The 19,824-nt window shown below is 60.0% G+C and carries 17 protein-coding genes; 5 read left to right on the top strand and 12 right to left on the bottom strand.

Translation table 11 applies throughout. The features are described 5' to 3' along the window. Positions 1 to 64: 64 nt before the first annotated feature. Positions 65 to 1,216 (bottom strand): M14 family metallopeptidase, encoded by a 1,152-nt coding sequence (locus tag V6F78_RS12605; RefSeq protein WP_332727401.1) that lies wholly within the window; start codon positions 1,214 to 1,216, stop codon positions 65 to 67. 535 nt (positions 1,217 to 1,751) lie between these two features. Next, positions 1,752 to 2,219 carry an Lrp/AsnC family transcriptional regulator gene (locus V6F78_RS12600; RefSeq protein WP_047276552.1) on the bottom strand — a complete coding sequence of 156 codons (468 nt, stop codon included), beginning with the start codon at positions 2,217 to 2,219 and terminating at the stop codon, positions 1,752 to 1,754. A 189-nt stretch (positions 2,220 to 2,408) separates the two neighbouring features. On the opposite strand from V6F78_RS12600, the gene V6F78_RS12595 reads away from it, so the two are divergent. After that, positions 2,409 to 3,461 carry a Glu/Leu/Phe/Val dehydrogenase dimerization domain-containing protein gene (locus V6F78_RS12595; protein ID WP_047294164.1) on the top strand — a complete coding sequence of 351 codons (1,053 nt, stop codon included), beginning with the start codon at positions 2,409 to 2,411 and terminating at the stop codon, positions 3,459 to 3,461. 131 nt (positions 3,462 to 3,592) lie between these two features. Here V6F78_RS12595 and V6F78_RS12590 read toward each other — a convergent pair whose 3' ends face one another. Further along, positions 3,593 to 3,940: a DUF6124 family protein gene (locus tag V6F78_RS12590; RefSeq protein WP_047276550.1), complete on the bottom strand. Its 348-nt coding sequence runs from the start codon at positions 3,938 to 3,940 to the stop codon at positions 3,593 to 3,595. A 131-nt stretch (positions 3,941 to 4,071) separates the two neighbouring features. Here V6F78_RS12590 and V6F78_RS12585 point away from each other — a divergent pair, with 131 nt between their 5' ends. Then, entirely contained in the window at positions 4,072 to 4,728 is a 657-nt protein-coding gene (locus tag V6F78_RS12585; RefSeq protein WP_169839854.1) for a LexA family protein, read from the top strand. 72 nt (positions 4,729 to 4,800) lie between these two features. Here V6F78_RS12585 and V6F78_RS12580 read toward each other — a convergent pair whose 3' ends face one another. The 4 genes from V6F78_RS12580 to V6F78_RS12565 form a co-directional block, all read right to left on the bottom strand. Next, the gene (locus tag V6F78_RS12580; RefSeq protein ID WP_094990328.1) at positions 4,801 to 6,741 is read right to left on the bottom strand and encodes an acetyl/propionyl/methylcrotonyl-CoA carboxylase subunit alpha; all 1,941 of its coding nucleotides are present in this window, start codon (positions 6,739 to 6,741) and stop codon (positions 4,801 to 4,803) included. Then, positions 6,738 to 7,556 carry a gamma-carboxygeranoyl-CoA hydratase gene (locus tag V6F78_RS12575; protein WP_047276545.1) on the bottom strand — a complete coding sequence of 273 codons (819 nt, stop codon included), beginning with the start codon at positions 7,554 to 7,556 and terminating at the stop codon, positions 6,738 to 6,740. Before V6F78_RS12575 ends, V6F78_RS12580 begins: the two co-directional genes overlap by 4 nt. A gap of 106 nt (positions 7,557 to 7,662) precedes the next feature. Continuing rightward, a complete protein-coding gene (locus V6F78_RS12570) occupies positions 7,663 to 9,270 on the bottom strand; it encodes a carboxyl transferase domain-containing protein (protein WP_169839853.1) in 1,608 nt (535 codons plus the stop codon). 10 nt (positions 9,271 to 9,280) lie between these two features. After that, on the bottom strand, positions 9,281 to 10,444 hold the full coding sequence (locus V6F78_RS12565; protein ID WP_047277923.1) for an isovaleryl-CoA dehydrogenase: 1,164 nt from the start codon (positions 10,442 to 10,444) through the stop codon (positions 9,281 to 9,283). A 206-nt stretch (positions 10,445 to 10,650) separates the two neighbouring features. On the opposite strand from V6F78_RS12565, the gene V6F78_RS12560 reads away from it, so the two are divergent. After that, a complete protein-coding gene (locus V6F78_RS12560) occupies positions 10,651 to 12,348 on the top strand; it encodes an AMP-binding protein (RefSeq protein WP_094990329.1) in 1,698 nt (565 codons plus the stop codon). Positions 12,349 to 12,890: 542 nt separating this feature from the next. Here V6F78_RS12560 and V6F78_RS12555 read toward each other — a convergent pair. The 3 genes from V6F78_RS12555 to V6F78_RS12545 are packed head-to-tail and all read right to left on the bottom strand — an operon-like array spanning position 12,891 to position 15,232. Beyond that, on the bottom strand, positions 12,891 to 13,787 hold the full coding sequence (locus tag V6F78_RS12555) for a hydroxymethylglutaryl-CoA lyase (RefSeq protein ID WP_047294153.1): 897 nt from the start codon (positions 13,785 to 13,787) through the stop codon (positions 12,891 to 12,893). 57 nt (positions 13,788 to 13,844) lie between these two features. Continuing rightward, a complete protein-coding gene (locus tag V6F78_RS12550; RefSeq protein ID WP_047276537.1) occupies positions 13,845 to 14,240 on the bottom strand; it encodes a MerR family transcriptional regulator in 396 nt (131 codons plus the stop codon). Between the two features lie 26 nt (positions 14,241 to 14,266). After that, a complete protein-coding gene (locus V6F78_RS12545; RefSeq protein ID WP_094990330.1) occupies positions 14,267 to 15,232 on the bottom strand; it encodes a LysR family transcriptional regulator in 966 nt (321 codons plus the stop codon). A gap of 154 nt (positions 15,233 to 15,386) precedes the next feature. On the opposite strand from V6F78_RS12545, the gene V6F78_RS12540 reads away from it, so the two are divergent. After that, positions 15,387 to 16,601, top strand: a complete 1,215-nt coding sequence (locus V6F78_RS12540) for an acyl-CoA dehydrogenase (protein ID WP_047294149.1) — start codon at positions 15,387 to 15,389, stop codon at positions 16,599 to 16,601. A gap of 61 nt (positions 16,602 to 16,662) precedes the next feature. On the opposite strand, the gene V6F78_RS12535 is transcribed toward V6F78_RS12540, so the two are convergent. After that, positions 16,663 to 17,979, bottom strand: a complete 1,317-nt coding sequence (locus tag V6F78_RS12535; protein ID WP_047277918.1) for a substrate-binding domain-containing protein — start codon at positions 17,977 to 17,979, stop codon at positions 16,663 to 16,665. Positions 17,980 to 18,121: 142 nt separating this feature from the next. Further along, a complete protein-coding gene (xthA, locus tag V6F78_RS12530; RefSeq protein WP_047294148.1) occupies positions 18,122 to 18,934 on the bottom strand; it encodes an exodeoxyribonuclease III in 813 nt (270 codons plus the stop codon). A 184-nt stretch (positions 18,935 to 19,118) separates the two neighbouring features. On the opposite strand from xthA, the gene V6F78_RS12525 reads away from it, so the two are divergent. Beyond that, complete coding sequence (locus tag V6F78_RS12525; protein WP_047276532.1) at positions 19,119 to 19,769, top strand: GNAT family N-acetyltransferase; 651 nt, start codon at positions 19,119 to 19,121, stop codon at positions 19,767 to 19,769. Positions 19,770 to 19,824 lie beyond the last annotated feature (55 nt).

The raw sequence follows: 19,824 nt of genomic DNA, 5'->3' as shown, positions 1-19,824 counted from the left end.
GTGAAAGTGCCGCGCATGATAGCGATTAATCGTGCGCGGGTTTCAGGCAATTAAGGCGTGGGGGTTAACGCAGCGTGTTGACCATATCCGAAAGGGTGGTCAGCACTGTATGGCCCAGTTGCATCGAGCGTTTACCGTCCCAGCCGGTGACCGGGTCGGGTGCGTCGTTGTTGTCCTTGAACGGCATTTCCAGCGTCAGGGACAAGCAGTCGAAGCGTTGGCCCACGCTGTTGCAGGCCAGGGTCATATTGGCCTGGCCGGGTTCGTCGCGGGTGTAACCGTGGGTTGTCTGGAAGTCTTTCGTCTGCTGGCTCAGGTGCGAACGAAAACGTTCTTCGAGCGTGGCAATCCGCTCGTTATAGCCCGGGTTGCCCTCGCAGCCTGCGGTGAAGACGTAGGGGATTTCTTCGTCGCCGTGAATGTCCAGAAACAGGTCGACGCCGTAGGTGCGCATCTGTTCCAGTGCGAAGAACACCTCAGGGCTGACCTCAGGGCTGGTGTTTTGCCAGGCGCGGTTCAAGTCCTGGCCGTTGGCATTGGTGCGCAGATGCCCGTGAAAGGCGCCGTCGGGGTTCATGTTGGGGATCAGGTACAGCTCGGCGTAATCAAGCAACTTGCGCAGTTGCGGGTCGCTGCCTTGTTCCAGGCGCTTGAAAATGCCCTCCATGAACCACTCGGCCATGTGTTCGCCGGGGTGCTGCTGCGCAATGATCCAGATTTTGTGTTTGCGGGGGGCGCCATTTCCTTTGCGCAACAACTGAATGTCACGCCCTTCGGCACTTTTGCCCACCGCCAGCACTTGGCAACCGGACCATTGCTGCGCGTCGCTGATCAATACCTCGTGACGTGCGCGGCTGTAGGGTTCGAAGTAGGCAAACCAGACGCTGCTGTGTTGAGGTTCAAGACTGAAGTTGAGCGAAGCCCCATCAAAGTCTGTAGGCACGCGGAACCAATGTTCCTGATCGTAAGACGCCACCGCACAGTAGCCGTCCCACGCTTTGTTGTAGGAAGACTGGCTGGCGTTGGTCAGATGAAAGTGGTGGGGCTGCCCGGGCGTGAGGCCGCTGGCCTTGAAATGAAACCACTGAAAGTGCGGGCTTTTGGTGTCGGGTTTGATCGCCAGTTTCACGTCCAACGGATCGCTGGCATCCAGCACTTGAATATTGCCGCTGTCGAAGTCACTGCTGATGTGAAGTGAAGAGGGCGCCACAGTCATCGTCCAGATCCCTGAGTCTGAGAATTGTGGGCGTTACTGTACCTCGCCATGGCGTGGGGCCAATACGAAAATGCAGGCATTTACAGAGAGAATGGGGGAGAAAAACGTCAGGGGGGCGTCATCCGTGACGCGTCGCAATTCTAGTGTTTTTGCGAGTGATTCTCAAGTGCTAAATTGCCATTACGCCTATAGTCCTAGACTTCAGGCTTTCTTCGGTCGATGTTCTTTTGCTATCATCGCCGGCATCGTAGCGGCCACCGAAAAAAACCGGTCGCACACCCGACTTCATTAGCCTGAAGCAAGCTGAGCCAGATAACTGGCCACAAAAAAAAGACCCGGCCATAAGCCGGGTCAAATAACCGTGATTAGCCTGATGAGGAGATTATTCAAAGCACCGACCTAAGGTCCCTTGAATGATCGGCTGATCTCGCGACCAGCTGCATGCAATAGTAATCATTATCATTTGCAAAGCAAGCGTTTTTTCTGTGCTTCTCGGAAATTTATTCCCCTTCCCCCGCCCCAAGGCTCTATCTCGCTAATCCAGCAACAACTCAGTGGTGCGTTTGACTTCGCTCATGGCGATGTTGGAGTGAGCTTCCTGCACGTGTGGCTTCTGCAAAAGATGGTCGCGTAAAAAACGCTCGTAACTGTCGATGTCGTGCGTGACCACTTTTAGCAGGTAATCCATATCACCCGCCATGGTGTAGCACTCGATGACTTCCGGGTAATGAGTGATGGCTTCTTCGAATTCGGTCAGGTGACGACGTCCGTGCCCCGATAACCGCACATTGACGAATACCACGACGTTGAGTCCCAGTTTCTTCGGGCTGAGCAGGGCAACTTTGCGCTCTATCAAGCCTTCTTCCTGCAAGCGATGAATCCGTCTCCAACAGGGGGATTGGGATAATTCCACGCGCTCGGCCACCTCGGCGGCGGACAGGTCGGCGTCATGTTGCAGCAGGCGCAAAATCTTACGGTCGATGGGGCTTAATTTAATCGGCATGAATTGATCAGATTTCTTATTTTTGTTGAATGATTCATGCAGCGTAGCACTGCATTTCCTAAGAATTAGAAAGAAAAATCCTCTTGTAACCCTTCACGCTCTTAAGGCGGACTTCGCAGCCCCTGAACGGGTCGAAAACTGACCTTTTGGTCTGACGTCCCTGTGCGCTAACAACAAGAGAGAACTGAAATGCCGATATTTGCTCATCCCGAGTTTGATCAACACGAACAGGTCATGTTCTGCCACGACAAGGCCAGCGGCCTCAACGCCATAATCGCGGTGCACAACACGCGTCTGGGCCCTGCATTGGGCGGTTGCCGGATGTGGCCATACGCCGATGAGCAACAGGCGGTCAATGATGTGTTGCGCCTGTCACGGGGCATGACCTACAAATCGGCCCTGGCCGGTTTGCCCTTGGGCGGTGGCAAGGCCGTGATCATTGGCGATCCGCGCAAGGACAAAACCGAGGCGTTGTTCCAGGCCATGGGCGACTTTGTCGAAAGCCTGGGCGGTCGCTACATCACCGCCGCTGACTCGGGCACCGGGGTGACAGAGATGGCGCAAATGGGCCAACGCACCCGCCACGTCGTGGGGGCCGGTACACGTGAACAGTTGGGTGGCGGCACCCGCAGCGGCGATCCGTCGCCTGCCACGGCGCTGGGGGTGTACATCGGCCTCTGCGAGGCCGTTCGCCAGCGTCTGGGGCGATCCGACCTGAGCGGGCTGCGCGTGGCCATTCAAGGCCTGGGGCAAGTCGGCTTCAACCTGGCCCAACAGCTCAGCGCGGTCGGTGCCCAGTTATGGGTGCATGATATTCAGGAAGCCAACGTTCGCCGCGCCGTGGACGAGTTGGGCGCCCATGCGGTCAGTGGGCAGGACATCTACGGCCTGGACGTGGATGTGTTCTCACCCTGCGCCATGGGGGCGGTCATCAACGACGAAACCCTGCAATTGCTGCGTGCCCCGGTGATTGCCGGCGCAGCCAACAATCAACTGGCCCGTCCCGAGCACGGCGACGTGTTGTGGCGTCGGGGCTGCCTGCATGCACCCGATTACGCGATCAATGCCGGGGGCATTATCGACGTGTCCTACGAGTACAACGGCGGGACGCCTGAGCAAGTGCGTCAGCACGTTGAAGGCATTGGCGAAACATTGCGTCAGATTTTTGAGCGAGCAAAGGCTGAAGATCGTAACACCACGCTGATTGCCGACAGCCTTGCCCACGAACGCCTCAACGCCTGATGTAACGCAACACCGCAGGCAGCCAATGGGGTTGCAGCCGGGGGCGAGGCTGCGCAAGGGAGCAGCCATCGCCCGCGGTGTGACGTTATGCCCTCGTATGCAGCTTCATTGCCTTGGAGCGACGACCCACCTCAGCGTGCAGGTGCTTTTTGCTTGTCGATGGTCTTGTCGACCAGGTCTTTGGCCATTTCAACGAAGTGCGCCATGCCCCTGATGAGGTCCAGATGAGGGCCTTGCACACTCGCCGCGCCTCCATGAGCGTAAGTCAATGCAAAACGCATTAACTCCGACGCGTGCAACAAGGCTTCTTCGTAGCCGACATCGTCGCTGACGTTGAACACTTTTTGCTCGTTGCAGCGCTGAGTTACAGATGGTTTCAAATAATAGTCGAGCGCGCGTTGGGTTGCGGCGCTGTCTTTGAGGGCTTCAAGCTCGGCATCGGCCTCAATCTTGAGAGGGATTTTTGTTATTGGAGTCATGATCTGCCTGCGTTTGTGAGGTTAATCGAATCAGCAGACGTCAGATTAGTACGTAAGGTATTTATGATTAACAAAATAAATAATACAATATGTGTATTGTTGCGTGACGGGCAATCCGTATTGTTCGGCAAATGGATAAATGGATCGCTTTAGTCAGAACGAAATTGCGCGAGCTCAAACTCACGCAAGAAAAACTCGCCGAACGCGTGGGGGCTTCCCAGGGCGGCGTTGGTCATTGGCTTAATAAACGTCGTCAACCCGACCTCGAAACCATGAACAAAGTGCTGCATGCCCTCGGGCTTGGGCACCTTGAGGTGGCGTTGGTGGTGCGTGAACGCAAGGCCAGCAACGACGACCTCAACCCTGAAGAAAACACGTACGTCATTACCTCAGCCTTCCGATACCCCGTGCGGGATTGGGAGAAGGTGGGCGAGATCAACGAGGCCACGCCCGACGGCTATCCCGCGGCCACAGGCTTTGAAATGAGTGATCACTACGCCAAGGGCGATGCTTTCTGGCTGCAAGTGACCGGTGATGCGATGACGGCGCCCATGGGCCTCAGCATTCCCCAGGGCATGTTGATCCTGGTGGACCCCGATATTGAGGTCGAGCCCGGCAAAATGGTGGTCGTGCGCACACCGGGCGCCGAAAGCGCCATGTTCCGTCAGTTGATCGAGGACAGTGGCCAGCGTTATCTCAAGCCGCTCAACCCGACCTATCCCAAAGTTCTGTTTGATGAAGGCTGCCGCGTTCTTGGCGTCGTGGTGCAGGCGACGACCAAGTTCTGACGCGCAGTTTCCAGACATCCACTAAAAAGGCGGCTACCGAAACCGGTAGCCGCCTTTTTCATGCCCGTTGCTTTATTCGAGTTCGACCAGTACCGCGCCTTCTCCCACCATGTCACCTTCCTGGCCGAATACGGCTTTGACCACCCCGTCGCGTGGCGCACGCAGGCTGTGTTCCATCTTCATGGCCTCAAGCACGACCAGTTGCGCCCCGGCCGCCACGTTCTGCCCGACCGCCACCATGACGCGCACGATGCTGCCGTTCATGGGCGCACTCAGTCCGCCTTCGTGTGCCTGCCGGGCACCGGCCGCGGCCAACGGATCACAAGCGCTCACGGCCTGCAGCTCGCCGTCCCACTGCATATACAGCGTGTCGCCGCGCCGCAGAGCCAGATGCCGGGTGCGCACGCCGTGTTGTTCGATCACCAGATGCTGATCCTGCACCGTGGGCTGCTGCCCGGTCAGGGCAATGACCTTGTGTTCATCCTTACAGCTCAGGGCCAACAGGGTTTGCGCGGGCAAACCGATGCGCCATCCGTTGCGCTGCGACCACGGTGAAGTGGCCTCGTCGTCGCGACGATCAAGTGGCAGGGTCTGCACGAATGCGGGGGCTGCCACTGACCAAAACGCGTCAGGCAAAGGTTGCGCCTTTGGCAGTAATTGCGCCTCATGGCGCGGGATAAACCCCGTGTCCAGCTCGGCCGCGGCAAACGCAGGGTGAGCGATGATTCGGCGCAAGAAACTCAGGTTGGTTTTCAGGCCGCCGATAGCGAATTCATCGAGCATGGCCAGCAAGCGCAAACGCGCCTGCTCGCGGTCTTCGCCCCACGCGATCAGCTTGCCCAGCATCGGGTCATAAAACGGCGACACCTCGTCGCCTTCGCTGACCCCGCTGTCGACCCGGCGTCCTGCACCCTCGGCCGACTCACGGTACACCGCCAGACGGCCGGTCTGGGGCAAGAAATCATGGCTCGGGTCTTCGGCGTACAGGCGCACTTCGATGGCATGCCCGCGCAGTGGTACGTCCGCCTGGGTGATGGGCAACGCTTCGCCGCGCGCAACGCGGATCTGCCAGGCCACCAGATCAAGCCCGGTGATGGCTTCCGTCACCGGGTGCTCCACCTGCAGCCGGGTGTTCATCTCCATAAAGAAGAAATCCCCCCGCGCATCCAGCAAAAATTCCACCGTACCGGCGCCCACGTAACCAATGGCCTGGGCCGCCCGCACGGCCGATTCGCCCATGGCGCGCCGCAGCTCGGGGCTGAGCCCCGGCGCAGGGGCTTCTTCAACCACTTTTTGGTGACGGCGCTGAATGGAGCAGTCCCGTTCGTTGAGGTACAGGCAATGGCCGTGCTGATCGGCAAACACCTGAATCTCCACATGCCTGGGCTTGAGCACGTATTTTTCGACCAGCATGCGTGCATCGCCAAACGACGACAGCGCTTCACGCTGAGCCGAAGCCAGTGCTTCGGCCAGTTGGCTTTCGTCGTCCACCACTTTCATGCCCTTGCCGCCACCCCCGGCGGTGGCTTTAAGCAAGACCGGGTAGCCGATGTTCTCAGCTGCGGCGCGAAAGGTTTGCAGATCTTGCGCCTCGCCGTGATAACCCGGCACCAGAGGCACCCCGGCCACTTCCATCAAGGCCTTGGCGGCGGATTTACTGCCCATGGCATCAATGGCCGAGGCGGGCGGGCCGAGGAAGATCAGGCCTGCCTGTTCAATCGCCCTGGCAAACCCGGCGTTTTCAGACAAAAAGCCATAGCCGGGGTGGATCGCCTGCGCGCCGCTGGCCTTGGCCGCGGCAATGATCTTGTCGATTTGCAGGTAGCTGTCGGCCGCCTTGCTGCCCCCCAGATTCACGCACTGGTCGGCTTCTCGGCAGTGGCGTGCGTCGCGGTCAGTGTCGCTGTGCACGGCGACGCTGGTCAGGCCCAGGGCCTTGGCAGTGCGCATCACCCGGCAGGCAATTTCACCACGGTTGGCCACCAACACGGTGGTAAGGGTCGGGGCGTTCATGGGCGCGGCTCCTGTTGCGTTGAGTCGATCTGCCAACTGGGCGCGCGCTTTTGCAGAAATGCGCGCAGGCCTTCCTGGCCTTCGGGGCTGACGCGAATGCGCGCAATAGCGTTTTCACAGTAGCGGCGAATGGCTGGCGTCGGTGCGCCATGGCTGACTTCGCGCAGCAGGTCTTTGCAGGCGCGCATGGCGAAGGGGCTGTTGAGCAGTAACGTGTCGATCCAGCGTGCGACCTGCTGATCGAGTTCGGCGGCCGGGTAGCTTTCGGACAACAGCCCCAGCTCACGCGCCCGTTCGCCACTGAAACGTTCGGCGGTCAGCGCGTAGCGGCGCGCGGCGCGTTCGCCAATCGCTTGCACCACAAATGGGCTGATGACCGCAGGCGCGATGCCGATGCGTACTTCAGAGAGGCAGAACTGCGCGTCGTCCGTGCCGATGGCCATGTCGCAGGCGCTGATCAGGCCCAGCGCGCCGCCGTAGGCCGCGCCTTGCACCACGGCCAGCGTCGGCATTTTCAGCTTGGCCAGGTTGTACATCAGCTCGGCCAAGTGCCGGGCGTCGTCGAGGTTGGTGTTGTAATCCAGTTCAGCCGATTGCTGCATCCAGGCCAGGTCGGCGCCAGCGCTAAAGTGCTTGCCGCGCCCGCGCAGGACCAGAAACCGCAGGCTGGCGTCGCTTTGCACAGCGTCCAGCGCGAGGATCAGTTCGCGGATCATCTCGGCATTGAAAGCATTGTTTTTTTCTTCGCGACTCAACCACAGGGTGGCGAAACCCCGGGGGTCGGTCTGAAGTTCAAGGGTGTTGAAATCGATCATGTCCGTCAGTCCTTGGATGGCTGTACGTGTAGATGAGTGCGCAGGGGGGCCGGCAATGGCGCGGCGGGTAGGTGTTGCGCCCGCCCATGCCCGCCCCGGTACGGGTTTACATGCGGAACACGCCAAAGCGCGTGGTGTCGATCGGCGCGCTCAAGGCAGCGGACAAGCCCAACGCCAGCACGTCACGGGTTTGCGCCGGGTCGATCACGCCGTCATCCCACAGCCGGGCGCTGGAGTAGTAGGGGTGGCCCTGATGTTCGTACTGGTCGAGGATCGGCTGCTTGATGTCGGCTTCGTCCTGAGGGGTAAAGGCCTCGCCGGTACGTTGCGCCTGTTCACGCTTGACCTGCACCAACACGCCCGCCGCCTGTTCCGCCCCCATCACGCCAATGCGGGCGTTGGGCCACATCCACAAAAAGCGCGGGTCATAGGCACGCCCGCACATCCCGTAGTTGCCCGCGCCAAAACTGCCACCGATGATCACCGTGAATTTCGGCACGTTGGCGCACGCCACGGCGGTCACCAGCTTGGCACCATGCTTGGCAATGCCGCCGGCTTCGTATTTCTGGCCCACCATAAAACCGGTGATGTTTTGCAGGAACACCAGCGGAATGGCGCGCTGACAGGCCAGCTCAATGAAATGCGCGCCTTTTTGTGCCGCCTCGGCAAACAAAATGCCGTTGTTGGCCAGAATCGCCACCGGATACCCGTGCAAATGGGCAAAACCGCACACAAGCGTGGTGCCGAACAGCGCTTTGAACTCATCGAACACCGAGCCGTCCACCAGCCGGGCGATCACCTCTCGCACATCAAACGGCTGCTTGGCCTCGGCCGGGACGATGCCGTACAGCTCGTCGCTGGCATACAGCGGCGCCAACGGTGTGCGCCGGGTCAATTGCCCCAGCTTTCGCCAGTTGAGGTTGGCAACACTGCGCCGCGCCAGCGCCAGCGCATGCGCGTCGTTCTCGGCGTAATGGTCGGCCACCCCGGAGATCTTGCAGTGCACATCGGCACCGCCCAGGTCTTCGGCGCTGACCACCTCTCCGGTCGCGGCTTTGACCAGCGGCGGCCCGGCGAGAAAAATGGTGGCTTGTTGGCGCACCATGATCGCTTCGTCCGCCATCGCGGGCACATATGCGCCGCCCGCCGTGCACGAGCCCATGACCACGGCGATTTGAGGAATCCCGGCGGCGCTCATGTTGGCCTGATTGAAGAAGATGCGCCCAAAGTGCTCGCGGTCCGGGAAGACTTCGTCCTGACGCGGCAAGTTGGCGCCGCCCGAATCCACCAGGTAAATGCAAGGCAGCCGGTTTTGCTCGGCAATGGTCTGCGCCCGCAAGTGCTTTTTGACCGTCAGCGGGTAGTACGAGCCGCCTTTGACCGTGGCGTCGTTGGCCACAATCATGCATTCCACGCCTTCAACCCGTCCGATGCCGGCAATGATGCCGGCAGCCGGGACGTCCTCGCCGTACACCTCGTAAGCCGCCAGCTGACTCAGTTCAAGGAAGGGCGAGCCAATGTCCAGCAGCCGGTCGATGCGTTCACGCGGCAGCAGCTTGCCCCGGGCGGTGTGGCGCTCCTGGGCGCGGGCGCCGCCGCCCTGTTGCACATGGGCGAGCACGCTGTGCAGGGCGTCCACCTGTTTGAGCATGGCGTCGCGATTGGCGGCGAACTCGGGGGAGCGCGGGTTGACGGTGCTGTGCAAGATAGACATGGGCCACTCCTTAGCGGGTTTCGTTAAAGAGTTCGCGGCCAATCAGCATCCGGCGTATCTCGCTGGTGCCCGCACCGATTTCGTACAGTTTCGCGTCGCGCAGCAGACGTCCGGCCGGGAATTCATTGATGTAGCCATTACCGCCGAGGATCTGGATGGCGTCGAGGGCCATTTGCGTGGCGCGTTCGGCGCTGTAGAGGATCACCCCGGCGGCGTCCTTGCGGGTGGTTTCGCCCCGTTCACAGGCGGCCGCGACCGCATACAGGTAGGCACGGCTGGCATTGAGCTGGGTGTACATATCGGCCACTTTGCCCTGAATCAGCTGAAACTCGCCGATGCTTTGGCCGAACTGTTTGCGGTCATGGATGTAGGGCACCACCAGGTCCATGCAGGCTTGCATGATTCCGGTCGGACCGCCCGACAGTACGACGCGCTCGTAATCGAGGCCGCTCATCAGCACCTTGACCCCGGCGTTGAGGGGGCCCAGCAGGTTTTCTTCAGGCACTTCAACGTTGTCGAAAAACAGCTCGCCGGTGTTGGAGCCGCGCATGCCCAGCTTGTCGAAATGCTTGCTGCGGCTGAAGCCTTTCCAGTCGCGCTCGACAATAAAGGCGCTGATGCCATGGGCCTTTTTTTCGATGTCGGTCTTGGCGTAGATCACATAAGTGTCGGCGTCGGGGCCGTTGGTGATCCAGGTTTTGCTGCCGTTGAGCACGAAATGGTCGCCGCGCTTGTCAGCGCGCAATTTCATGGACACCACGTCAGAGCCGGCGTTGGGTTCGCTCATGGCGAGCGCGCCGATGTGTTCGCCGCTGATCAGTTTGGGCAGGTAGTGACGTTTTTGAGCATCGCTGCCGTTGCGGTTGATCTGGTTCACGCACAGGTTCGAATGCGCACCGTAGGACAGCGCAACCGACGCCGAACCACGGCTGATTTCTTCCATGGCCACCACATGGGCCAGGTAGCTGAGACCGGTGCCGCCGTAGGCTTCCGGAACGGTGATGCCCAGCAAGCCCATGTCGCCAAACTTGCGCCACATGTCTGCCGGGAACAGGTTGTCCTTGTCGATTTGCGCTGCACGGGGCGCCAGTTCAGCGGCGACGAATGACTGGACCTGTTCGCGCAGCATGTCGATGGTTTCGCCCAGGGCGAAGTTCAAAGTCGGGTAGCTCATGGGGCACCTTGTTCATTGTTCTTGTATGAGGCGGTTACTGCGTCGCCAGGGGGAAGCTTTACGTAAACGTAAACTTGGCACCTGGGCCTGTCAATGACCTTTACGTTAACGTCAACTTAAGCCAGAGTGATTGCTATTCTTCTGATTGAGAGGGCGCTTGTGAGCGCTTTCCCATACTCCCAACAATAATCACAAGAGGAGTTGTCATGACGTCGCAATCAGCCCCCAGTTACAGCCAGGGTGCGCAGGACAAGGCCCTGCTGACATTGACCATCGGCCAGGCGTTTGAGCGTACGGCCGCGCGTTACCCCGAGAACGAGGCGCTGATTGTGCGCCATCAACACCAGCGCCTGAGCTGGTCGCAATTGAGCCGTGCTGTCGACCTGCATGCCCGTGGCTTCATGGCGCTGGGGCTGCAAGCCGGCGACCGGCTGGGCATCTGGGCGCCCAATTGCCTTGAATGGTTGATCTGCCAATTTGCCAGTGCCCAGATTGGCGTGATTCTGGTCAACATCAACCCGGCGTACCGGCTTTCTGAACTGGACTACGTGCTCAAGCAGTCGGCTTGTCAGTGGCTGGTTTGCGCCGGGGCGTTCAAAACATCGGACTACCACGCGATGGTTGAGCAATTGGTCCCGCAATTGAGTGCCCACTCGCCTGGCCACCTGTGCAGTGCGCACCTGCCGGATTTGCGTGGTGTGATCAGCCTCGCGGCGGCGCCGGCGCCCGGCTTTTTGCCCTGGGCGCAACTGGCCACGCTGGGGGCAGGGGTCGAGGTTGAGCAATTGCAGGCGCGCAAGGCGGCCGTGATGCCCGAGCACCCGGTGAATATCCAGTACACCTCAGGCACCACAGGCTTTCCCAAGGGCGCGACCCTGAGCCATCGCAACATCCTCAACAACGGGTTCATGGTGGGCGAAAGCCTGGGGCTGACGGCCAATGATCGTCTGGTGATTCCGGTGCCGTTGTACCACTGCTTTGGCATGGTCATGGGCAACCTGGGGTGCGTCACCCACGGCACCACGATGATTTACCCCTGTGAAGCTTTCGACCCCGGCCTGACCCTGCAAGCCATCGCACAAGAACGCGCCACCGGGCTCTACGGGGTGCCCACCATGTTTATTGCCATGCTCGATCACCCGCAGCGGGCCGGGTTTGACCTGTCGAGCTTGCGCACCGGGATTATGGCGGGCGCCACGTGCCCGATTGAAGTGATGCGCCGTGTCATCAGCGAGATGCACATGAGCGAGGTACAAATTGCTTATGGCATGACCGAAACCAGCCCCGTGTCCATTCAGACGGGCCCTGCGGACGAGCTGGAATTACGTGTGACCACGGTCGGGCGCACTCAGCCGCACCTGGAGAACAAGCTGATCGACGCTGAAGGGCAGATCGTAGCGCGAGGTGAGATCGGTGAGCTGTGCACGCGCGGCTACAGCGTGATGCTGGGCTACTGGAATAACCCGCACGCCACGCTGGAGGCTATCGACAGCGAAGGCTGGATGCACACCGGCGATCTGGCGCAAATGGACGAGCAGGGGTATGTGCGCATCGTGGGGCGCAACAAAGACATGATTATTCGTGGCGGCGAAAACATTTACCCGCGTGAGCTGGAAGAGTTTTTCTTCACCCACCCGGCCGTGGCGGACGTGCAGATCGTGGGCATTCCGGACGAGAAGTACGGTGAGGAAATTGTCGCCTGGATCAAGTTTCACCCCGGCCACACTGCCAACGAGCTGGAGTTGCAGACTTGGTGCAAGGCCCGCATTGCGCACTTCAAAACCCCGCGCTATTTCAAGTTCGTCGACACGTTCCCGATGACCGTGACCGGCAAAATCCAGAAATTCAAAATGCGCGAAGTCAGCATTCAGGAGCTTGGTCAGGCAGGGCGGGGCAAATCCTGAGCAACACAAAGGGGAGCCTGAGCTCCCCTTTAATGTGTTGTTGCCTGCTCTTTTTATTATTGAGGGGCGGTCTGTTGTTGTTTTTGTGACCGTGGCCCTTTACTGCTGTTTTTGGCGATCCCCATACGGGATCAAGAGCAAACGTATTTTTTTGAGCGCTGATCCACTTTCATCACAGGGTTTGAAACCTGCGATCCAACCTGAACGGGTGCTACCTGAAGGTAGTTTTATTGTTCTCTGCCCGGTTGCGAGGTGGCTTTTGGCTCCCCGGAAAAGTAAACCTTCTCCAAAAAAATCTGTTAGCTGCGTCTCTGCCGTGTTGTTTTTGTTATGTCAGAGTCGTTTCGTATTGTTTTTATTATGTTGCTGCAGTTTTTATTCTTGTTATGCCATAGAGATAGCAGAACCCGTGCCAACTTTTAAAAACCCTTATAAATCAATGGTTTGTTTTTTTAGGTCTTAAAAAACCGGCCTTGCAACGGGCCGGTTTGTTTCCTTGTTACTCGTGTGGGTTACCGTGCGGTAACACTGCGGCACACTTTTCAGCCCTGTCGGGCGCGGGCAACACGCGAACCGGTGACCCGGCCCAATACCCGACTGATGTGTTCACCGGCGAGCAACAATTTGTCCATGTCGACACCGGTTTCGATGCCCATGCCATTGAGCATGTACAGCACATCTTCGGTGGCGACATTGCCGCTGGCGCCCTTGGCATAAGGGCAGCCACCCAGCCCCGCAATGGAGCTGTCGAACACGGCGAGGCCTTCTTGCAAGCTGGCGTAAATATTCACCAGCGCCTGACCGTAGGTGTCATGGAAATGCCCGGCCAGTTTCTCTCTGGGCACGGCCGCACTCACAGCTTCAATCAGCGTGCGGGTGGCGCTGGGAGTGCCGGTGCCGATGGTGTCGCCCAGCGACACTTCATAACAGCCCATGGCATACAGCTCGCTGGCCACGGCCGCCACCTGCTGCGGCGCTACATCGCCTTCATATGGGCAACCAAGCACGCAGGACACATAACCGCGCACGGTAATGCCGTGCTGCCGGGCGGCTTCAATCAGCGGCACGAACCGCGCCAGGCTTTCGCTGATCGAACAGTTGATATTGCGTTGCGAGAAGGCTTCAGACGCGGCTGCAAACACCGCGACTTCCTTGACACCGGCGGCCACCGCGTCTTCAAACCCGCGCAGATTGGGCGCCAGCGCACCGTACACCACGCCCGGTTTACGCTGGATGCGGGCGAAAACCTCGGCCGAACCCGCCATTTGCGGCACCCATTTGGGTGAAACGAAACTGCCCGCTTCGATGTACCCGAGTCCGGCATCGGTCAAGGCGTCAACCAGTTGCACCTTGTCAGCCACGCTGATCGGCCGGGCTTCGTTTTGCAGGCCGTCGCGGGGGCCGACTTCGATCAGGCGCACGTGGGTGGGTAATGTCATGGGGTCACCGGTTTGAGTGTGGGGCCTGCCTGTGTGAGCGGCCACGGGAGGGTGGGTTCAGGCCGTCTGGTTTTTGATGGTGTGTTCCAGCGCTTGGGTGCAACGCTCTTCGGCGGTGTCCAGCTCCAGTTGCATCTGCTGAATGTCGAGCAGTTGTTGCTCCAGTTGCTGACGGCGTTCTGCGATTTTGGCCAGCATGCTGGTCAGTTGCTTCTGATTGCCGCTGGTGGGGTCGTACAACTCGATCAGCTCGCGGCACTCGGCCAGAGAAAAGCCGATGCGCTTGCCACGCAGGATCAGCTTCAGGCTGACCTTGTCCCGGCCTGAATACACCCGCTCCTGGCCTCGGCGTTCAGGGGCCAGCAACCCTTGTTCTTCATAAAAACGGATCGCACGGGTGGTGATGTCCAGCTCGCGGGCAAGGTCGGAAATACTGTACGTCTGGCTGCTCATGGGCGGGCTCTGGAAGGTTCGTGGGGTTAAGCTAATGGCTGGTTGACGTTTACGTCAAGCAGGGGCTGCGACCGCTGCCTGGTTTCATGGGCCACTTGTTGTTCGCACAGTTCGATCAACAGTTCGCGCATCCAGCGGTTGGCCGGGTCTTGCTCGGTGCTTTCGTGCCAATACAGATGGGTTTCCACGTTGGGCAGCTCGTTGAGCGGCAGCGCCACAAAGTGCAGCGCATGACGCCGGGCAAACCGCTCGGGCACGGTCATCACCATGTCGGTGTGTTGCAACACGTTGGAGGCCATCAGGTAATGCTGCGAACGCAGGGTGATTTTGCGTTGCAAACCCATTTTGCCCAGGGCCAGGTCGACCTGGCCCAGCCCGTTACGCCGCGTCGAAATGTGGATGTGCGTCAGCCCCAAATACTCATCGAGCGAAATCGACGGCTGACCCGCCAGCGGATGGGCGGGGCGCATCGCGCACACGTAGCGGTCTTCCATCAGCTTGACGTGGCGAACTTGCGGGTCGGTGTTCAGTGGCGCATCTATGGCGAAGTCCAGACGTCCCGCAGCCAGATCGCTGGTGGTCTCACGTCGATGGGACAACAAGCTTTCCACCACCACAGAAGGAGCCTGCTTGCGTAGACGCTGAAACAGCGGGGGCAAGACCACGGCTTCTGTCAGGTCGGTCATGCTGATGCGAAAGGTCTTGTTGGCCTGCAAGGGGTTGAAGGTGCGGCTCTCTTGTACCGAGACCCGCAACAAAGCCAGGGCACTGCGCACCGGGTTGATGATGTTTTGCGCCATGGGCGTCGGCACCATGCCTTGGGCGGTGCGCACAAACAGCGGGTCGTTGAAACTTTCGCGCAGCCGGGCCAGCGCATTGGACACCGCAGGCTGAGTGATGCCGATGATTTGCCCGGCGCGGGTCAGGTTGGCTTCGGTGTAGATCGCATCGAACACCACAAACAAATTGAGATCGACCTTGTTCAGGTTCATGGCACGCCACTCGTGTTATCGAAGGGGAGGTTGGTGGTGAATCATATATTGCTTATGAATGGTGATACACGCGGTAAATAGACAAGGTAAATGATGGGGCGCTCAACTAGCATCGGTCACACGTTCCCACATTCCCGGTAGAAGGTAGCCACCCATGGATTTCGCTTATTCCCCCAACGTTCAGGCGCTGCGCGAGCGGGTCACGGCTTTTATGGACGCCCATGTGTACCCGGCCGAAGCGATTTTTGATCAACAGGTGGCGCAAGGCGATCGCTGGCAACCCACGGCCATTATGGAAACCCTCAAACTCAAGGCCAAAGCCGAAGGGTTGTGGAATCTGTTTTTGCCCGAGTCTGAACTGGGGGCGGGCCTGACCAACCTTGAATACGCGCCGCTGGCCGAAATCATGGGGCGCTCGATGCTCGGGCCTGAGCCGTTCAACTGTTCGGCGCCAGACACCGGCAACATGGAGGTGCTGGTGCGGTACGCCAGCGAGGCCCAAAAAGCACAATGGCTGGCCCCTTTGCTGCGCGGGGACATCCGTTCGGCGTTCGCCATGACCGAGCCGGACGTGGCCTCGTCGGATGCCACCAACATGCAGGCCCGCGCAGAACGCCAGGGCGATGAGTGGGTGATCAACGGACGCAAGTGGTGGACTTCGGGCGCGTGTGATCCGCGCTGCCAAATCATGATCTTCATGGGGCTGAGCAACCCGCAGAACCCGCGCCATCAGCAGCATTCGATGATCCTGGTGCCCGTGGATACGCCCGGGGTTCACATCGTGCGGCCGTTGCCGGTGTTTGGTTACGACGATGCGCCCCACGGCCACGCTGAAGTGCTGTTCGACAACGTCCGCGTGCCCTATGACAACGTGTTGCTGGGTGAAGGCCGGGGCTTTGAAATCGCTCAGGGTCGACTGGGGCCGGGGCGGATTCACCACTGCATGCGGTCCATCGGCATGGCCGAGCGGGCGCTGGAATTGATGTGCAAGCGCTCGTTGGAGCGCACGGCTTTCGGCAAACCGCTGGCACGCCTGGGCGGCAATCTCGACACGATTGCCGAGTCGCGAATGGAGATCGACATGGCCCGCCTGCTGACCCTCAAAGCGGCGTACATGATGGACACCGTGGGCAACAAGGTGGCGAAAAGCGAGATCGCGCAGATCAAGGTGATCGCGCCGAATGTGGCCCTGCGGGTCATCGACCGGGCCATCCAGATGCATGGCGGAGCGGGGGTTTCGGGGGATTTTCCGCTGGCCTACATGTACGCCATGCAGCGCACCTTGCGCCTGGCCGACGGGCCGGATGAGGTGCACCGCGCCGCTGTGGGCAAGTGTGAACTGGACAAGTACGCCAAGCCGTCGAGCTGAATCGGAGCGTGTACCCGTTGCCGTGGGAAGCGGCTTTGCGCGTCTGCAACGGGTAGCGGTCTCAATACACCCACACCTCAACCCGGCGATTCTTCACGCGGCCTTCGTCTTCGGTGTTGGCCGCCACCGGCATTTGCGCGCCGTAACCGCGTATTTCGCGCAGGATGACACCGCTTTTCGCCAATTCCCGGCGCACGGCCATTGCCCGCAATTTTGATAACAGTTGCGCTCGCTCGGGGTCGTCCTTCACATCGCCAAAGCCCACCAGCGTCGCCTGTTTGCCGAGTTTGTCGTGGGCCCGTAAATAGTCCACGACACGCAACACATCTTGCCGGGCCTTGTTGTCCAGCGAGGCGCTGCCTTCTTCAAAACGAAAATTCACCGACAAGCGCTGCGCCTGTTGCGTGAGCGTCCGGTAATCGGCCGGCATGTGCGGCCCGGGCGTCACGTGGCCTGCCACGATGCTTTGGGCCACAAAGCCGTTGCGCGCGACGATGGCCTGGCCTTGGGTGCTTTGGGTGAAGGTAATCAGGGCTTTGGCCCAAGGATTATTCGCGTTGGGCGGCAGGTAAAAGAACAGGCGCCGCGACAACGGGTAATCTTCGCTGGCGATCAGGCTCTCCAGCGGCAGCATCGGTTGGGAGGCACCGTCAACGATGGCCACGGCCTTGGCCTGACGTACATAGGGCAGGCCGATAAACCCGATGGCTTGCGGGTCCCGGCTGACCGCATCGGACAATTGCTCGCTGGACTCGAAACGCTTGGCGTCCGGGCTCAACCCCCGCGGGCTGCGATTAAGCACCAACTCCTTGAAGGTTTCCCAGGTGCCGGACTGATCATCCCGGGCATAAAGATGAATCGCCCCACCGATGCCGCCTAATGCTTCCCACGTCTGGATCTGGCCGCTGAAGACCTGTGCCAGTTGCTCGGTGTTCAACGTTGTGAGCGGGTTGCGCGGGTGGAGGATGATCGCCAGCCCGTCAATGGCAATCACCTGTTCGGCGTCCGGGCTTTTGAGGTCGCCGAGGCGTTCGAGCTCCACCAGCTCGCGGTCCTTGATCGGGCGTGAAGACGCCACCACATCGGCCTGACCGGCATTCAGGGCGGCGAATCCGGTGCCTGAGCCGTGGGCCGCGACGTCCACCCGCACCTGTCGTCCGTGGGCGTCAGTGCCGATGATGGTCTGTTCGTTGGGAGGCGGCGCGGCCACGCTGTGGATGTCGCGCAAGCCTTGCCCGGCAAGCATGGCGGCAACCAGCGCCGGGCCAAGGTTGGCGCCAATGGTGTTGGAACCCTGAATCCTCAGGTCGGCCACCGGCGCGGCCCAGGCCAACGCCGTCATGGCCCACAGCAGGATGAAAGACGTTAAACGCAGCATGATCCGGCACCTTCCTGGGGCCATAAAAGTGCCAGCAATTTAAGTCAGAAACGTTGCAGGCCGATGACAGCCGGATCGTGCGCCATGCCGCTGACGTGCTCCGCGCGATGGCGTGGCCCGGCAGCGGTGCACAGGCGCGCTGTCAGCTCAGTTCCAGCCAGATCGGCGCGTGGTCTGATGGCTTTTCCATGGCGCGCAGGTCGTAGTCGACGCCTGCGTCCTTGATGCGCGGCACCAACCCTTGGGAGGTCAGAATCACGTCGATGCGCAGGCCGCGCTTGGGTTCGTCTTCAAAGCCGCGGCTGCGGTAGTCGAACCAGCTGAAGCGGTCGGTGACGTCCGGGTGCAGGTAGCGGAAGCTGTCCACCAGGCCCCAACCCTTGAGGCGCTCCATCCACTCGCGCTCTTCGGGCAAGAAGCTGCATTTGCCGGTTTTCAGCCAGCGCTTGGCGTTGACCTCGCCGATACCGATGTCGCAATCCTGGGGCGAGATATTGATGTCGCCCATGACCACCAAAGGCTGTTCGTTGCTGAACTGGCTTTCAAGCAACTGCTGCAAATCGCTATAGAAACGTTGCTTGGCAGGGAACTTGGTGGGGTGATCGCGGCTTTCACCTTGTGGGAAATACCCGTTCATGATGGTCACCGGCTGACCGTTTTCATCAGCGAATTCGCCCCAGATGAAGCGGCGCTGGGCGTCCTCTTCATCGGTGGCAAAGCCTTTATTAATGCTTAGCGGCGCCTGACGGGACAGCAGCGCGACGCCGTAATGGCCTTTCTGGCCATGGAACTGCACGTGATACCCCAGCGCTTCAATGTCAGCGAAAGGGAACTGTTCGTCACTGACTTTGGTTTCTTGCAGGCCGATCACGTCCGGCTGATGTTTTTCGATCAGCGCTGCCAGCTGATGAGGCCGAGCGCGCAGGCCGTTGATGTTGAATGACACAATTTTCATGGGCGGGCAGTCCTGAGCAAAAACAGCGATGCTAGCGGACTGACGCCTCAGCGGCCAGCGTGCGGTAGGGCAAATGCACTGCTAACGTAGGTTGCATGCGCCACAATGGAACTGTTGTGGTACTCGGGGGCTCGTACTCACTAGAAGCGCCGCCATCCAAGCGCCGCCACGGAGATTGAACGTCATGACGCAAACGTCGAATGCCACCGCCCAGATCCAGTTGCTCGATGGGGGGTACTCACGCGAGGCGCGGTCGTTGCTGTATCAGGCTTATCGGCATGAACCGACGTTCCGCTTTCTGTTCGATGCTGACCGCCGAGGTTACGAGCAGCGGGTCAGGGCGACGGTGCGGGAACTGGTCAAACAGCATTTTTTGCAGGACCGTCCGGGGCTGGGGTTGCTGGTCAATGACCGGCTGGTGGGGGTGGCCCTGATCGCGCCGCCGATGCGGCGTCTGGACATCACTGAAAGCTGGGCCTGGCAGTTGCGCATGGTGCTCAGTACCGGGTTGCGTTGTACCCGCCGTTACCTTGAGTACCATCAGGCGGTGCTGGCCTGCGTGCCGGGCGATGCCGTGCACATGCTGCCGCTGCTGGGCATTCACCCTGAATTTCAGGGCCAGCATTATGGCGAGCAGTTGCTCGAAGCCGTGCACAACTGGTGCGCTGAAGACGAACACTCCGAAGGGGTGGTGCTGGATACGGGCAACCCGCGTTACCTGGAGTTTTATAAGAAGCAGGGTTACGTCGAAATTGGCGAAGTCGCCATCGGGCCGGTGCGTGAGCACGTTTTCTTTCACGCCAATCCGCAGGTGTTACATACAGCAACGGGTTGAGGACGAACTTCTTCTCCCAGGGGTGCTCTATGACGCTCCTTGCCCGTGTTAGCAT

It is taken from the genome of Pseudomonas sp. ESBL9 (assembly GCF_036668715.1).
Lineage (GTDB): Bacteria > Pseudomonadota > Gammaproteobacteria > Pseudomonadales > Pseudomonadaceae > Aquipseudomonas > Aquipseudomonas lundensis.
This window is presented reverse-complemented; position numbering and strand designations above follow the sequence as displayed.

Excerpts from the sequence above, each read along its gene's own strand:
- V6F78_RS12605 (WP_332727401.1), bottom strand. The coding sequence starts at position 1,216 with ATGACTGTGGCGCCCTCTTCACTTCACATCAGCAGTGACTTCGACAGC.
- V6F78_RS12600 (WP_047276552.1), bottom strand. The coding sequence starts at position 2,219 with ATGCCGATTAAATTAAGCCCCATCGACCGTAAGATTTTGCGCCTGCTG.
- V6F78_RS12595 (WP_047294164.1), top strand. The coding sequence starts at position 2,409 with ATGCCGATATTTGCTCATCCCGAGTTTGATCAACACGAACAGGTCATG.
- V6F78_RS12590 (WP_047276550.1), bottom strand. The coding sequence starts at position 3,940 with ATGACTCCAATAACAAAAATCCCTCTCAAGATTGAGGCCGATGCCGAG.
- V6F78_RS12585 (WP_169839854.1), top strand. The coding sequence starts at position 4,072 with ATGGATAAATGGATCGCTTTAGTCAGAACGAAATTGCGCGAGCTCAAA.
- V6F78_RS12580 (WP_094990328.1), bottom strand. The coding sequence starts at position 6,741 with ATGAACGCCCCGACCCTTACCACCGTGTTGGTGGCCAACCGTGGTGAA.
- V6F78_RS12575 (WP_047276545.1), bottom strand. The coding sequence starts at position 7,556 with ATGATCGATTTCAACACCCTTGAACTTCAGACCGACCCCCGGGGTTTC.
- V6F78_RS12570 (WP_169839853.1), bottom strand. The coding sequence starts at position 9,270 with ATGTCTATCTTGCACAGCACCGTCAACCCGCGCTCCCCCGAGTTCGCC.
- V6F78_RS12565 (WP_047277923.1), bottom strand. The coding sequence starts at position 10,444 with ATGAGCTACCCGACTTTGAACTTCGCCCTGGGCGAAACCATCGACATG.
- V6F78_RS12560 (WP_094990329.1), top strand. The coding sequence starts at position 10,651 with ATGACGTCGCAATCAGCCCCCAGTTACAGCCAGGGTGCGCAGGACAAG.
- V6F78_RS12555 (WP_047294153.1), bottom strand. The coding sequence starts at position 13,787 with ATGACATTACCCACCCACGTGCGCCTGATCGAAGTCGGCCCCCGCGAC.
- V6F78_RS12550 (WP_047276537.1), bottom strand. The coding sequence starts at position 14,240 with ATGAGCAGCCAGACGTACAGTATTTCCGACCTTGCCCGCGAGCTGGAC.
- V6F78_RS12545 (WP_094990330.1), bottom strand. The coding sequence starts at position 15,232 with ATGAACCTGAACAAGGTCGATCTCAATTTGTTTGTGGTGTTCGATGCG.
- V6F78_RS12540 (WP_047294149.1), top strand. The coding sequence starts at position 15,387 with ATGGATTTCGCTTATTCCCCCAACGTTCAGGCGCTGCGCGAGCGGGTC.
- V6F78_RS12535 (WP_047277918.1), bottom strand. The coding sequence starts at position 17,979 with ATGCTGCGTTTAACGTCTTTCATCCTGCTGTGGGCCATGACGGCGTTG.
- xthA (WP_047294148.1), bottom strand. The coding sequence starts at position 18,934 with ATGAAAATTGTGTCATTCAACATCAACGGCCTGCGCGCTCGGCCTCAT.
- V6F78_RS12525 (WP_047276532.1), top strand. The coding sequence starts at position 19,119 with ATGACGCAAACGTCGAATGCCACCGCCCAGATCCAGTTGCTCGATGGG.